Source organism: Kiloniella laminariae DSM 19542, from assembly GCF_000374005.1.
GTDB lineage: Bacteria > Pseudomonadota > Alphaproteobacteria > Kiloniellales > Kiloniellaceae > Kiloniella > Kiloniella laminariae.
Map to the genome: position 1 here is coordinate 390313 of NZ_KB893135.1, position 13491 is coordinate 403803.

Here is a 13491-nt window from a genome sequence, read left to right on the forward strand (position 1 = left end):
TTCCGCCCGAAATAAACCAGGGAAAAACACCCTCCAGCTTTCCAAAATACAGGCAAGTTTACTCGCCCTTACCCTGCCCGATATTGTCAGTGCGCATTTTGAAAATCTTGCCGCCACGAATTACAGTGCGGTCCTGACCTTTACGGCTGGTCAGCGACAATCGCTGACGCCAGTTGGCAACCGTCTGGGGCGATGTACCGACCTGACGGGCGATCTCGCGATCTGACCAGTCCCGTCGTTCCGGATCTTTCAGATAGGCCGTAATAGCCTCACGTTTTTCAGCATTGGTCAGACGGGGTTCATCACTGCTTTCACGCAACAGACGTTGCTCCAGCGCATCAACCCGCGCCTGCAGGGCAGCAATTTCACCATCCCGGCTTTCCAGAAGGTTCTGCGCCCAGGCTCCCCATTGCTCCATCTGAGAGACAGATTCACGCAGGCTGTCCTGAAGCTGTTTCAAGCGCCCTGCAGAAGCCTTTCCTGCCGGGCGCCCGTCTGATTTTCGACCTCCAGCCATAAAGCTATGCCTCGACCTGCGCCGATTTCGTCACGGCAGGAGCTGTAATCCTGTAGCCGGGCTCTTCAAATCCGGTGTCATCGTTGCCCGGACGGCTAATCGTCGCCGTCACCGTATAGTGGCGCTGCTCCACCGGGGCCCAGCGATACTGCTGCCCGCCTTCATTGTCCCGCCCCCCGACAAGATCCAACGCACCTTGTCCAGCAGAATGAAACAGATGAAAGCTTTTTCCCGACGGACAGGTTCGCCTCCGAAGAGGCTGGCTGCATCACACCCGGAATCATATCCTTTGTCTTTGGCTTTGTTGCCGTCAGCCCAACAGGGGAATAAGGCGCCATGACCTCTTCATCAAGACAGTCATTCTTTTTGAAAACAGCCTGATCCTGATCTTTTTTGCTGCTCTCCGCCGCCTTCAGCTGCTCCATTTCACGGAGCAGCTCCAGAGCTTCCGAACGCGACCGGGAGAGATCGCGAAAGAGTCTCTCTGCCTCTTCGCGCCGGTTCAGCGCCTCTTCCATCTGCACAGCAAGCGCCTTGCGCACGCCGGAAAGTTCACGTTCCAGCAAAAAACGTTTTTCCTGTTCTTGCTGGATAACAGCCGACTTTTCCTCAACGGCATGGCGCAATGTTGCAATCTGCAACTCTTGACGGGCAAGGGACCACCGTAAAGATTCAAGCTGGTGTTCTTGCGCCTGCTCCTGAGCAGATGCAAGAACACCAGTTTCCGCACCGGAGGTCCCCACCATCAGCTCCTGAAAGCTGACTCCTGCGCTGGTGAGCAAATGTCTGGCACGTCCGAAAGCTGCCGAAGCTTCACCCTCGACATCTGAATCAAGCAATGCCACCACTTTCTCGAACCGGCGCATATCCAGTTGCGTTCTCTTCACAGTGTCCCCCTGCAGAGCGCTTGTCGCGCCCATCTATATATTTTGTTAGATGATAGTATTAATCATAATTAACTAATGCAACTATAAAATTAGATAGTTATTGAATTTAATTATATCTATCAAGGAACAAGCCCTCGTCGCCCTTATAAACTGCGGGCTAGACAGCGGGTAAAAAAAAATATCGGGACAGCCAGCGCATACAAAGGCCCTTGTATCTCTTCGGACCTTGTATTTCTTTGGACCTTGTATTTCTGTGGCCCCTGCACTTCTGCTCACCCCAGAATATCGGAATAAGCAGGCACGGGGATCGCGAGAGCCAATGATGTTAATGAAATTTCCGGGAGTGACTGCCAACTTTGGCAGATCATTGAATGAACAAAGCCGCTATCAACCATCCTGATGACAGGATCGGGAACAGATTAGGAGCAGATGGGCAAAGCCTGAAGAATAATCCGGGAGAAGTGATCAGGGAGAAACCGTCAGAAGCGTACGTTCTTTTTCCGGCACAGGCTGTTCATAACAATCCACATTTGCCAGAGAACGATAACAATAGGCCGCGGGTTCGGCCGCATAGATAATGGTAATTTCCTCGGGGGCAGTTCTTTGGGTACTGCAGCCAGCCAGCCCCAAAAGAACACCGCCCAGAACACCACCCAGCACAAGAGAAAGAGTTCCGGGCATTTTCTGCCGCAAGGCTCCTGCCCGAAACCAGGTAACTCGAGCTCGAAATCTGATAAAAAACTCGAAAATAGCCGCCATTATTCCCAAACCATGCATCTCTTCACCTCTGGGCAAGCATAACACAAACTGTCTTCTTTTTCCTTACAAGTTTCGGGCCAGATTCCGGTAGACACCCTCATTCCCGACGGATGAATTATTTTTCCTGGCAGACCTGACACTGAAAAAGAAACTATTTATTAACGGGTTACGCTGCAAAATGCCTCCAGCATTGTGTTTATATACCCTGGTTTCACCGTCCAGCCATTCAAAAGAGCAAGGAGAATGTCCCTGGTGCCGGTCTGACAGATCTTCTTATCAGAAGGCCGGAAAGAACAAAGGAAGTCAGAAATGCCAGCCACACCACCTCCCACAGGCAAAGGCCCCCCTGGCAAAAATCCCCCGGGAAGAGATCGCGTGCGGGATGAGGATGAGGACGAGTTCGAACATATCGAAAGCGAGCTGGATGACCTGAGCCACGCCGAATTCCTGACTCTTTACAAGGAGGCCGGAGACAACCTGCTTTTTGCCAAACAGAAGCAATGGCACAGCATGGCATACCTCACACTTGCCTTTGTTGCGATTTATCTGCTCGCCCGGGGCAATGTGCATGACCTCAAGTTTGTCAATTACCTCTCTGCCTGCTCGTTTATCCTCAGCCTCTTTGCCATCGTCGCAGAAATCTTCCTCCAGTTCTGGCAGATCAACGAACAGCGCAAAATCCGGGATATTGCCGAGCACCTCTCGACCTCGGCCCAGCATGTGCGCTCGCTCAAATCAAGCGGCGAGTCAGATGTTCATCGCTACATTATGCTCTTCATGCTGATGGCCTATATCATCATGGCCCAGATTGCCCTGATCCGTGCGCTCTGGAATTTAACCGGCTGATTGCTCCTTGCCCTCCAAAGCCAGAGCACAGGTAACAAGGCCCGCCAGAAGCGGGCCTTGTGTTATTCCTGCCTCAATCAGAAGCTAAAAATCAGCTCAAAGGCTCGAGAATAGAGACATAGCTGGCAACAGCCGCCCCGCCCATATTATAAATTCCGGCCAGCTTCGGATTTTTCACCTGCACTTCTGCCGGAGCAGTTCCCGTCAGCTGCATGGCCGACAACACATGCATGGAAACCCCTGTCGCCCCGACCGGATGACCTTTTGATTTCAGTCCGCCGGAAAGATTAACCGGCAACTTGCCGCCGGGATAGACCCAGCCCTCTTTCAGCGCCCGATATCCCTGCCCCGGTGCAGTCAGACCCATAGCCTCATATTCAATCAGCTCAGCAATGGTAAAACAGTCGTGGGTCTCGACAAACGACAGGTCATCCAGCGTTACCCCGGCTTTTTGCAAAGCCTGGTGCCAGGCCCTGGTACAGCCTTCAAAACGCACGATATCCCGCTTGCTCATGGGCAGAAAATCACTGACCTGGCTGGTTGCTCTGAAACGGACAGCACGTTCCATCTGCCGGGCTGTTTTCTCATCTGCCAGGACCAGCGCCGCTGCCCCATCCGAGACCAGCGAACAGTCCGTACGCTTCAGGTTCCCCACCACCACGGGATTTTTATCCGACAGGCTGCGGCAGAATTCATAGCCCAGATCCTTGCGGATCTGCGCCAGCGGATTGTGCACACCATTGGCGTGGTTCTTTGCCGCAATCCGGGCCAGTGCCTCCGGCTGCGCCCCGAACTGCTGGTAATAAAGATCGCAGATCCGGGCAAAAACCCCGGCAAAACCTCCCCTGATCTCCCCCTCTTCTTTCAGATAGGCCGCCTTCAGCAGGGTTTTGGCAATTTCTTCACCCGGCAGGGCGGTCATTTTTTCCACCCCGACCACCAGAACAATCCGTGCCGCACCGGATTCAATCGCCCTCAGTCCGTGATGAATGGCAGCAGACCCCGTCGCACAGGCATTTTCGACCCGGACTGCCGGCTTAAAGCGCAAGGCGTCATCACTTTGCAAAATCAGCGATGCCGGAAAACCCTGGGGCGAAAAACCCTCGTTAAACGTTCCCAGCACAACCTCGTCCACCTCGGCACCTTCGATCTCGGCAGAAGCCAAAGCCTGACGGCTGACCTGGGTAATCAGGCTTTCGACATCTTCATCCGGCAATTTACCAAAGGGGGTATGAGCCCAACCAACGATACAGGCAGACATGCTTTTTCCTCCAGAACCGGGGCAAAGCCCACAGGGGTTGTCGCTGCAAGACCCGCAGCTTGTGCCAAACAGATCAAACGGAACGGCCAGATAATTCAATTCGGCGTCTAAACTACCACAATCCTGCCCCTCCGCCCTAGGGTAATGTTGCAGTGCGGCATGGCAATAATACAAACTTTCCTTGAAAAAGTATAAACTGTCTTCTCCTTTTTCATCCCCTCAATGGGTTGTAAAAGGATACTTCGGGAAATCTGAGGACTTGCCCCCGGCATCACCTTCAGAAGGTTTTCCATTGTCTTCTTCGGGAAAAACTTCCCGCAAGACCGATCCGAGATGGGTGACGCTTTCAAGCAAATCCAGGGTGTTGTGATTATCCAGCACCAGAACAGCCGCGGTTTCCATCGACATTCGGTTTTCCCGTCTCGCCGCCTGAACCAGCCAGAGCACATTAAGTTCGGTTGTACAGATCATGCGCCGACAGTCCGGGCAGCAGGAGACGATAAACTCGAAGGGACTTTTTCGTGTCTTTCGAATGGTCCGGATCAAACGTCCCACAGCGCTGACCAGCCAGGCACCATCATAAAGCCCCAGCTGTTGTTCCGCCTGTTCGAATACCTGCTCCCAGGCAAGTGAGCCCGGATCGGCGTAACTTCGGCAAAAATCCCTGATCAGATCAAGCACCAGCAGTTCCGAGGGCTGGAAGTCGTAATTCTGCAACGGATAGCTGCGGGTTCGTTGAGGGTGTTGTGGCCAGCCATGTGGCGACGCGTCGGGATCGTAACAGGTCATGCTTTTCTCCGCGAAGTCACAATTTTCCGGCGGGAAAGAGTGCAACTTCGAAAATAACAGGGAATGCCTGACGTATAGATTTTTGAGCAATCCGTTCTCTGCGGATTTACCTTCTCTGACATGGGTCTTGAGAGGCTGAGAGACAGGACCGGAGTCTTCCCCTGCCGGTCTGTTCAGATGTCCTGCCCCACGCTTCGCGAGAAAGAAGGGAGATTATTGACAACAGGGGGCAGAGCGTCAAGACAATTTTAAAATACTGTTTTATATTCAAGAGATTACCAAAAGAGTATCTTTTACGACGGGGTTTTTCTCCCTGTCTCATTCCTCCCAAATGCTGGACATTTTTCAGGAAAAAATTCTGCTAATCCCTTGTTAATACTTCAAGAGGATAGTGAACACAGGGTTGAAGGGATCAGATCTTGTAAACGCGGTGATCTCCCCCATCACCAAAGAACAAACTGACCGGTTCACAAAACAGGTTTTATAAGACGGACAGGCTAAAGCAGTCGTTTGGATCAGCACCGGGAAAACGGGACTGGAAATACCAGCGATACAAACCTCCGCAGAACCTGGAATGCGGGTCAGTCTGCTCCCTCCCCCCCTTCTTTTCTGCTTTTCCCTTGCCGGAACAAGCCGGGCGGCTTTCAGGCCACCGCCTCCTCAAGATCCACAATAACCTCTTTAAGCATGGCAAAACATTCGGGATCGATGGCGCTGTCGACCATATCCTGCATAATCGCCAGTGCCTTTTCCAGCGGCATTGCAGCACGATAGGGGCGATCTGCACTCAGGGCATCAAAGATATCAGCCACAGTAACAATCCGGGTCTCCAGTGGAATTTCATCCCCCTTGAGACCATAGGGATATCCCTTGCCGTCCAGCCGTTCATGATGCCCGACAGCGACAGGCACAAGATCTTTGAGCGCTGAAATCTGTTTCAGGATATTCTCGGAATAGACCGGATGTAACTTGATCTGGATGAACTCCTCATCGGTCAGTTTTCCCGGCTTGTCCAGAATGGAATTACTAATCCCCAGCTTTCCAATGTCATGCAGCAATGCAGCGCGGCGTAACCAGCGGCGGCGTTCTTCAGAAAAGCCCATCCGCTGGGCAATAAGATCGGCAAAGACAGTCACTCTTTCACTGTGTCCGGCAGTAAAGGGGCTTTTTGAATCGACCACCTGGGCAAAGGCTTCGGCAATATCATCGAGATAATCATCATCGACATAACGTGCTGCCTGCCCCGGTTCATAGAGATAGATCGCCTTGTCAAGCCCCGGGTCTTCCAGCGCATTCCAGAAGTTGATATCCAGCGCCAACTCCACAAACGCCGTAACCAGCTCCGGAGAGAACCAGCTTCCCGAACGCGCCTTGATTTCCTCCAAGGTCCGATTGACATTGCCCTGAGAGGCAAAGACATCGACCACCTGTGCCAAAAGAGCAATCTGGGAAAACAGCGGTATGTCATGCCCCTTGCGCCGCTCTGGCAAGCCAGAGCCATCCCAATGCTCATCCAGGTTGCGGATACCCTCGGTCACACGTTCACTGAAATGCATTTTTGCTGCGATATCCGCCCCGCGATTACAGCGGGTTTCAATCAGCTCCCGGGCGAGTTCTCCCCCGTTTTGCAGGATGTGCAAGATCGCCCGAAAGCGTTCTGCCATACCAGCCTGCATACCCGTATGAGAAAGGACAAAACCCAGAACCTTGGTCAGGCTGCCATCAACTTTTTTGAAGTCGTGTTTGAAGCTGATATCATCTGTCAGGTAATGACTACAGATCCGGGCAGCATTGCTACTGCACCCCAGATCCTTGAGCAGCAGAGTGTAGTAGAGGTCAGAGAGCTCCTCGCTTTTCAGCCCCATATGCTCCCCCAGCCGGATACCAATCCAGCAACAACGGATACAATGGCCAGCAGGTTGCCCTTCTGTCAGATCAAGAGCATGACTGAGCGCAGAAAGCAGTTCGGACAGGCGTATTTTGCTCGTACTTTTTTCTGCCACCTCCTTTAGAACCATCAATTCCCTCCCGAGGGGCCATTCCCTTCACCAGACATCAGAGTTACCCCATACAGGTTAAAAATCGCTGAAGCGCCACAAAACCATCAGGCAAAAATCGCGATAAAAAAAACCGAGCCAAGCTTAAAGGCGCTCCTATAACGCGAAGAAGTAAAATTGAGATGTAAAGCCCGTCAGGATATTCTATTCTGTAACGGGAACTTAAGCAGTCTCCGGCGAGAAAAGAGCCGGCAACAAAAACAAACTGCAAGAACGGGGAAACAGAATATGCCAGATCAGTCATCCACAAAGCAGCCCTCCAGTGCCTCACACTGGCCAGAAGTCCGGGACATTACCAGCCGGGATATCATCGATATTCTGCTTGCCGGTTTTGCCGACTTCCGGGCCGCAGCCCCTTACGCCCTTTTTTTTGGTGGCATCTATGCAATTGGCGGGTGGTTGCTGATTTTGTTGCTGTTTCACTTTGAGCTGCCCTATCTCGTCTATCCCCTGGCAGTCGGCTTTGCCCTGATCGCGCCCTTTATCGCTGGCGGCTTTTATTTCATCAGCCATCAACTGGAAGAAAGACAGCCTCTCAGTTGGGGACGGACTTTTGGTGTTGTGCGTTCAATGTTTCAGCGGGATCTTGGCTGGATGGCATTGATTACCGGGTTTTCGCTGTTTATCTGGCTTGATATTGCTGCCTTTCTCACTTTCAGCTTCTTTGGCTTCAAGCTCTTCAGCATTGCTGAGCTGCTACATCAAATCATGACAACACAACGTGGCCTGGTTTTCCTTCTGGTTGGCAACGCAGCAGGAGCTTTGATTTCCTTTGCCGTGTTCTCTTTTTCCGTGGTCTCTTTCCCCATGCTCTATCATCGGGATATCGATTTTGTGACCGCCATTGTCACCAGCGTCCGATTGGTAATCCGTAACCCTCTGCCCATGGCGCTGTGGTGTATGACGATTGCTGCGCTAATTGCGGTTTCTCTCGTGACGGGACTTCTGGCGCTTTTTATTGTCCTACCGCTTCTCGGCCATGCGACCTGGCACCTATATCGCCGGGCCGTGGGGCCGACGCACGGCGCAGAAAAAACGGCCTGATAAATTATTACTGTATACAAAAAACATTTTTGTAATATTTTTACTGGTATAATACACTGAACTCGGCAGCTTCCAGGGGAATGCATTATTTTAACGCCACGTTAATCGCTGACGTTTAAAGTACTGTTTTTAAAGAAGGCTTAACCATGTCTCTGGGTAAGGCGACAGCTGTAAATGCCAAAGAAAGCAACCACAACGTGTCTCCGGTAAAACATTGTAAGAACAACCGTCACAACCGTCCTCGTCCGGCAATGGCTCCGGTGAACCATCACGGAATTTCCTGTTTTCACCCTATGTTGATGCTGGGATAATACGAGAAATGGGATCGACAGAGACCGACGGGCGCCTTCGTCAAGAACTTGAAAAGCTGGTCATGTATATGGGGCGTCTGCGCGAAGAGCTTGCAGATGCCAGCCGCAAAAAAGGTGAACGTACCGATTTTGAAAACATGTCCGTACAGCTGGATGCCCTGGTACGCAATACCGAAGTGGCCTCTGACCAGATCCTCAAATCCAGCGAAGGCATTCTGGATCTGGTCGATATGATCCGAGACGAAAAAGACGAAGAAGCACGTCACAGTATGTGCGACACCTTGACGGCACATGCCATGGACACCCTCGAAGCCTGCAGTTTTCAAGACCTGACAGGACAAAGGGTCACAAAAATCCTGCATTCCCTGCAGTTTGTCGAAGACCGGGTCAATGCCATGATCAATATCTATGGTCAGGAAGCCGTGATCAACCGCGGTGCCGAACTCAGCGCCAATGACATTCCTGAAGAGGAAGTCGCCATGGATGGCCCTGCGGTCATTGAGGAAGAAGCCATCTCCCAGGATGATATTGACGCCCTGTTTGATTGAACGGCCCCGTTTTACTCGCGCATAGCTCAGCCCACCTCCTTACCAATTCCGTCTTGTAAAATTCACAATTCCGCCATAAATCCGCAGAAAATGTCCGCTTTATGACATGCATTTTTTGCATATCTCGGTTGTAGAAATCCCGCTCGTAAAACAAGTCGAGCCGGATTACATCCTGCATATCAGACGGACACGAAGCTTTTCGCAAAACGTCTAAACTTTATTTGACCGAATGTTTAGGAGTTCAAACAATGGCTACAGTTACTTTCAGTGAAACACTTCCCCTTAACCCAACAGCCGGTTATGCACAGCGCATTGGCCTGTCTCTGGGCAGCCTCTTCATCTCCATGATCGAAGCTATGGAAGCCTACAAACTACGCCGCCAGACCCGCATCGCTCTCTATAACTGCAGCGACGCTGTCCTCGAAGACATTGGTCTGTCACGTGGTGATATCGAAGGTATCGTTTCCAAACTCTGATTTACCCGAGATGCCTGCTTGCGTGAAAGCTCGCGCAATATAAAATATTGCCCCAAAAGAACCTTCTGTCTGTATGTCCGGAAGGGCAGAGTTCTGGCAAAAGATGTTTTATAAAAGGCGTATCCCGGAAGGTCAGACTGGATCAGATACGTTAACTGCGCTTGCAGCTTTCCCAATACTTAAAAAAGGCCCTGAAGAAAAATCTTCAGGGCCTTTTTTAACAGCAAAGCAGGAGATCATAAAATAGTTATGAAACAGTCGCTTATTTGTATTCCTGCACACAAAACAGCATCACCATGTTCACCAGTTCGTCATCATTCGACAATGGCATAAACAAGACTTCATCATGTAACTGCAATCCGGAATCCCATTTTTCATCCAGCTGATCAAAGATGAAGCTCTTGCATTTACACACATAGAGATAATTTTCCTCGGTTTCGGCCCAGAGATCTCCACGAAAGTGATCCCGCACCAGCTTTCCTGTTGGATCATTTCCCCGTTTGGTGACTTCCCCGGTTCCAACCAGTCTGTAAGTAAACTCTCCTGTTTTCTGATCAACATCGACGAGTGTAATGCCCGGCAGGAACTGCTTCATCTCAACCGGGTCAAAATCTTTGCGCTCCGGCATGGAGCGACCCTGTTTTTTGCTGCAGTAAAACTCATAGAACGCCCGAATTTTAGGATCACAGATCTTTAAGAAACTCTCGTCATAGATCTTGTTCCGTGGATAGCGCACTTGAAACATAACGGTTTCTTTCTCCAGCTTCCTAACACCCCGGAATGGCCTCTTGGCAAAAGGTCAATTGCCTGGATCGCATACAGAAGATTATAGACTATCACGCCTCACACGAAAAGTTACTTGGAAATCAAATCTTTTCGTTTCCCTGCTATCTGTCCCGGGAAAGATTGTGTTTAACTTCTGATTTGCTCCCGACAGGAAACCGCAGTCGGGCGGTTGTTCCCTGCCCCGGCCTGCTGTCTATTTTCAGCTGCCCCCCGTGCATCTCGACGAAGCTCTTGACCAGAGGAAGTCCCAGGCCGGTCCCTGATTCCGTCGTTACAGAAACATCCGCAACCTGGCGGAAGGGCTGTAAAGCCAAGGCGATATCCGCCGGGGACATCCCGATCCCGGTATCCTCGACCCCGATTTCCCTGCTGTCCGCATCCGTCCAGTCATAGGAAAGGCGAATGCTGCCCCCCGCCGGGGTAAATTTACAGGCGTTTGAAAGCAGATTCACCACCATCTGCTTGCTCATACGGGCATCAGCGTAAAACAGCGATTTTCCCGATCCGCTCCCTCCGGAAGCAGTTTGTTCAGCAAGAGGAATATCCTTGTCTATATCAAGCATGACAGTTCCATCCGGGCCGACACTGTAGAGCTCGATCACCACATCACGGGACAGGGCAAGACCACTCATCAGTCGGGCGCATTCTACAATCAGCGCATTCCCGTCCATCCATTGTCGATCGAGTTCCATCTTGCCTGCCTCGATTTTGGCAAGATCAAGAATATCATTGATGATCGCCAGAAGATGGCTGCCGCTATCCTTGATCATAGCGGGATATTCCTGATAACGCACATTGCCCACCGGGCCAAAAATCTCCTGCTGCATTACCGAGGAAAATCCGATGATTGCATTAAGCGGCGTTCGCAGCTCATGGCTCATCATGGCCAGGAATTCGCTCTTGGCCCGATTGGCCTGTTCTGCAGAAATTCTTGCTGAAACCGCTTCAGCATGGGCCTTTTCCATCGCCCCTGCCGCTTCTTCCAGCCGGCGATTTGCCGCGGTCATCTCATCATGCAGTTGTCTGTCCCGGGTAATGTCCCGCCGCAGACTTACAAAACCGACCCCGGGAATTCGCTGTTCATGGATCAGATGCCACCCCCCGGCAGAAGGTTGCTCAAACATCCCCGCAGTGGGGTGGTGCAATCTTTCAAGCCGTTTGGCCAGATAGGCTTCGGGGTCGGAATGGCACAGCGGGTCCATCACAACGCCCGGAACTTTCATGGTAATGCGGATAATATCGAAAAAATGCTTCCCGGCGAGTTCTTCCAGCGGCGGCATATAGGAAAAAATCTGGCGATAAGCCTGATTGAAATACAACAAGCGATCGTCCATGTCATAGACAATCATCGCATCCGGCATCTGCCCTACCGCCAAACGCAAGAGCGCATCAATCCGGGCATTCCGCTCTTTTGGGGTTTCCGGCGACAGAGTGATCACCAGACGCGATTTTGCTGCAATAACAATTTCACCAAAAGTCGATTTACAAAAAATCTTCTGCCCGTTGGCATGCCGCAATATCAGGGCATCGCCCTGGGTAAAGCAGCTTTTGGGAGATCTGTTCACCGGTTTTTCAAACAACAGCTCTGTCGGAGAAAGAGCCCGTAATTCCTGCGGATTATAGCCAAGCATAGAAACGGCCCGTGCATTGGTCTCGACCAGGGACAAAGCATCCTTGCTCAAAATCAGCACTGCCGCCTCGTTCTTGTCGTCAAATTCCGGTGCAGGGACAAGACTGTCCACAGCACCCTTTATTTCAACTGACATTCAGGCCTCACATCCGCGAAAAGCATAGCTTTGCTCAAAACAAATGGAAAGGGCCCTTATACAGATTCTTCCCCAGAAGCGCCCATTCCTCAATTTTCCCCTGCGACAGATATGTCCGGGTAAGTCACTTGAAGAGTTTATCTGTTTTACAATCAGAATAACCCAACAATTTTTTAATATATTCACCCTATTCTTGGTCATCACGAGCAGGACGGCAAGACAGCTGTTCCAGCAAGACAGGCTAAGACAGGATGCCTTAAGCAGACAGAGCCCCTCTCCGGCGGCCTCCAAAGCAAAGTCAAACGAACCAAAGTGAACGGTGGTTATGCAAATCTATCAAGCTCCTCACCCAGTTTCCCGCAACGGCCAGCGGTATCTGTGCATATCCTTTGCATGGTTCAAGAGGTTACGTCCTGTACCGGGTGTTGTACTATTGGCTTTGCTCATGTTTCCCCTGCTCCAGGCACCTCCGGTGCAGGCTTCAGTACCGGAATCTCCCGAACCGCTTCGCCTTATCCTCAATGACTGGACCAGCCAACTGGTCATGACCAGAATACTCGGCGAGGTCTATAAATCTCACGGGTATAAAGTGGAATACAAGCTTGTCTCCACCAAAGACCAGTGGGCCCGGCTTCACCGGGGGCTTGAACACGTTCAGGTCGAGGTCTGGGAAGGAACCATGGCTCATGACCTCGAAAAAATCAAAATCCATGGACAGGTGATTGAAGCAGGAGATCATTCTGCCAAAACCAGAGAGGAATGGTGGTATCCAGAGTATGCCGAAGAACTTTGCCCCGGCCTCCCGGACTGGACGGCACTGCGCGACTGTGCCTCTCTCTTTGCCAGCCGGGATACCAAACCCAAAGGACGATACATCGCCGGGCCGTGGGAAAAACCGGAGCACGCCCGGATCCGTGCTCTCAACATGGATTTTGTACTGACGCCAGCCAAAACAGCGGACGAGCTCTGGGTTGAACTGGCCAGGGCCAGCAAAATAAAACAGCCCATTGTTCTTTTCAACTGGAGCCCGAACTGGATCGAGAGCCGTTATCCCGGGAAGTTTGTCGAATTCCCTGACTATGCCCCGCAATGTGAAACCGATCCATCATGGGGAATCAACCCCGAACGTCCCTACGACTGTGGCAATCCGAAAGACGGCTGGCTGAAAAAAATCGCCTGGCATAAAATGCCAATGACCTGGCCCTGTGCCTATGCGATTTTGCAGGATATGGATTTTAACAATGCCATGATCAGTGAGGTGGCAGCCCTGGTTGACGCCGATGGCCTTACCGATAAACAAGCGGCAGAAAAGTGGCTCGGGGAAAATCGGGCTGTCTGGCAAAGCTGGGGGGAAACCAGCTGTGAATAACCAAACTGTTATCTGCCTGTCCGTTCCCGGGGTCTATTCCTGCTCTTTCTACTCGCCACCCGTTAGAAAGAACTC

The 13491-nt window shown here is 51.5% G+C and carries 15 protein-coding genes; 6 read left to right on the forward strand and 9 right to left on the reverse strand.

All coding sequences use genetic code 11. The features are described from left to right. Positions 1 to 58: 58 nt before the first annotated feature. From B152_RS0106645 to B152_RS0106660, 4 genes are all read right to left on the reverse strand, one after another. Positions 59 to 517 (reverse strand): helix-turn-helix domain-containing protein, encoded by a 459-nt coding sequence (locus tag B152_RS0106645; RefSeq protein WP_020591622.1) that lies wholly within the window; start codon positions 515 to 517, stop codon positions 59 to 61. A 4-nt stretch (positions 518 to 521) separates the two neighbouring features. After that, complete coding sequence (locus B152_RS0106650) at positions 522 to 707, reverse strand: hypothetical protein (RefSeq protein WP_020591623.1); 186 nt, start codon at positions 705 to 707, stop codon at positions 522 to 524. Continuing rightward, positions 679 to 1404, reverse strand: a complete 726-nt coding sequence (locus B152_RS0106655; RefSeq protein ID WP_157230919.1) for a hypothetical protein — start codon at positions 1402 to 1404, stop codon at positions 679 to 681. Before B152_RS0106655 ends, B152_RS0106650 begins: the two co-directional genes overlap by 29 nt. A 465-nt stretch (positions 1405 to 1869) precedes the next feature. Continuing rightward, positions 1870 to 2085: a hypothetical protein gene (locus B152_RS0106660; protein WP_157230921.1), complete on the reverse strand. Its 216-nt coding sequence runs from the start codon at positions 2083 to 2085 to the stop codon at positions 1870 to 1872. A 387-nt stretch (positions 2086 to 2472) separates the two neighbouring features. Here B152_RS0106660 and B152_RS0106665 point away from each other — a divergent pair, with 387 nt between their 5' ends. Continuing rightward, the gene (locus tag B152_RS0106665) at positions 2473 to 3009 is read left to right on the forward strand and encodes a hypothetical protein (protein WP_020591626.1); all 537 of its coding nucleotides are present in this window, start codon (positions 2473 to 2475) and stop codon (positions 3007 to 3009) included. A gap of 91 nt (positions 3010 to 3100) precedes the next feature. On the opposite strand, the gene B152_RS0106670 is transcribed toward B152_RS0106665, so the two are convergent. From B152_RS0106670 to B152_RS0106680, 3 genes are all read right to left on the reverse strand, one after another. Further along, on the reverse strand, positions 3101 to 4270 hold the full coding sequence (locus tag B152_RS0106670; RefSeq protein WP_020591627.1) for an acetyl-CoA acetyltransferase: 1170 nt from the start codon (positions 4268 to 4270) through the stop codon (positions 3101 to 3103). Between the two features lie 219 nt (positions 4271 to 4489). Continuing rightward, entirely contained in the window at positions 4490 to 5059 is a 570-nt protein-coding gene (locus B152_RS0106675; RefSeq protein ID WP_020591628.1) for a hypothetical protein, read from the reverse strand. Positions 5060 to 5703: 644 nt separating this feature from the next. Continuing rightward, a complete protein-coding gene (locus B152_RS0106680; protein ID WP_020591629.1) occupies positions 5704 to 7077 on the reverse strand; it encodes an HD-GYP domain-containing protein in 1374 nt (457 codons plus the stop codon). Positions 7078 to 7344: 267 nt separating this feature from the next. Between B152_RS0106680 and B152_RS0106685 the strand changes: the two genes are divergently transcribed. The 4 genes from B152_RS0106685 to B152_RS0106695 all read left to right on the forward strand — a co-directional run bounded on the left by B152_RS0106685 (position 7345) and on the right by B152_RS0106695 (position 9495). After that, complete coding sequence (locus B152_RS0106685) at positions 7345 to 8160, forward strand: DUF2189 domain-containing protein (RefSeq protein ID WP_020591630.1); 816 nt, start codon at positions 7345 to 7347, stop codon at positions 8158 to 8160. A gap of 146 nt (positions 8161 to 8306) precedes the next feature. Next, on the forward strand, positions 8307 to 8471 hold the full coding sequence (locus B152_RS25980) for a hypothetical protein (RefSeq protein ID WP_157230923.1): 165 nt from the start codon (positions 8307 to 8309) through the stop codon (positions 8469 to 8471). An 8-nt stretch (positions 8472 to 8479) separates the two neighbouring features. Next, positions 8480 to 9019 carry a protein phosphatase CheZ gene (locus B152_RS0106690; protein WP_020591631.1) on the forward strand — a complete coding sequence of 180 codons (540 nt, stop codon included), beginning with the start codon at positions 8480 to 8482 and terminating at the stop codon, positions 9017 to 9019. A 248-nt stretch (positions 9020 to 9267) separates the two neighbouring features. Further along, positions 9268 to 9495: a DUF1127 domain-containing protein gene (locus B152_RS0106695; protein WP_020591632.1), complete on the forward strand. Its 228-nt coding sequence runs from the start codon at positions 9268 to 9270 to the stop codon at positions 9493 to 9495. A gap of 262 nt (positions 9496 to 9757) precedes the next feature. On the opposite strand, the gene B152_RS0106705 is transcribed toward B152_RS0106695, so the two are convergent. Further along, a complete protein-coding gene (locus tag B152_RS0106705) occupies positions 9758 to 10240 on the reverse strand; it encodes a PAS domain-containing protein (protein ID WP_020591634.1) in 483 nt (160 codons plus the stop codon). A 142-nt stretch (positions 10241 to 10382) separates the two neighbouring features. Then, positions 10383 to 12047, reverse strand: a complete 1665-nt coding sequence (locus B152_RS25115) for a sensor histidine kinase (protein ID WP_020591635.1) — start codon at positions 12045 to 12047, stop codon at positions 10383 to 10385. Between the two features lie 433 nt (positions 12048 to 12480). Between B152_RS25115 and B152_RS0106720 the strand changes: the two genes are divergently transcribed. Then, positions 12481 to 13416: an ABC transporter substrate-binding protein gene (locus B152_RS0106720; RefSeq protein ID WP_211212147.1), complete on the forward strand. Its 936-nt coding sequence runs from the start codon at positions 12481 to 12483 to the stop codon at positions 13414 to 13416. The last annotated feature ends 75 nt before the right edge of the window (positions 13417 to 13491 follow it).

Bases quoted from the DNA above. Each gene is read 5' to 3' on its own strand.
- B152_RS0106645 (WP_020591622.1), bottom strand. From the start codon at position 517: ATGGCTGGAGGTCGAAAATCAGACGGGCGCCCGGCAGGAAAGGCTTCT.
- B152_RS0106660 (WP_157230921.1), bottom strand. From the start codon at position 2,085: ATGCCCGGAACTCTTTCTCTTGTGCTGGGTGGTGTTCTGGGCGGTGTT.
- B152_RS0106665 (WP_020591626.1), top strand. From the start codon at position 2,473: ATGCCAGCCACACCACCTCCCACAGGCAAAGGCCCCCCTGGCAAAAAT.
- B152_RS0106670 (WP_020591627.1), bottom strand. From the start codon at position 4,270: ATGTCTGCCTGTATCGTTGGTTGGGCTCATACCCCCTTTGGTAAATTG.
- B152_RS0106675 (WP_020591628.1), bottom strand. From the start codon at position 5,059: ATGACCTGTTACGATCCCGACGCGTCGCCACATGGCTGGCCACAACAC.
- B152_RS0106680 (WP_020591629.1), bottom strand. From the start codon at position 7,077: ATGGTTCTAAAGGAGGTGGCAGAAAAAAGTACGAGCAAAATACGCCTG.
- B152_RS0106685 (WP_020591630.1), top strand. From the start codon at position 7,345: ATGCCAGATCAGTCATCCACAAAGCAGCCCTCCAGTGCCTCACACTGG.
- B152_RS25980 (WP_157230923.1), top strand. From the start codon at position 8,307: ATGTCTCTGGGTAAGGCGACAGCTGTAAATGCCAAAGAAAGCAACCAC.
- B152_RS0106690 (WP_020591631.1), top strand. From the start codon at position 8,480: ATGGGATCGACAGAGACCGACGGGCGCCTTCGTCAAGAACTTGAAAAG.
- B152_RS0106695 (WP_020591632.1), top strand. From the start codon at position 9,268: ATGGCTACAGTTACTTTCAGTGAAACACTTCCCCTTAACCCAACAGCC.
- B152_RS0106705 (WP_020591634.1), bottom strand. From the start codon at position 10,240: ATGTTTCAAGTGCGCTATCCACGGAACAAGATCTATGACGAGAGTTTC.
- B152_RS25115 (WP_020591635.1), bottom strand. From the start codon at position 12,047: ATGTCAGTTGAAATAAAGGGTGCTGTGGACAGTCTTGTCCCTGCACCG.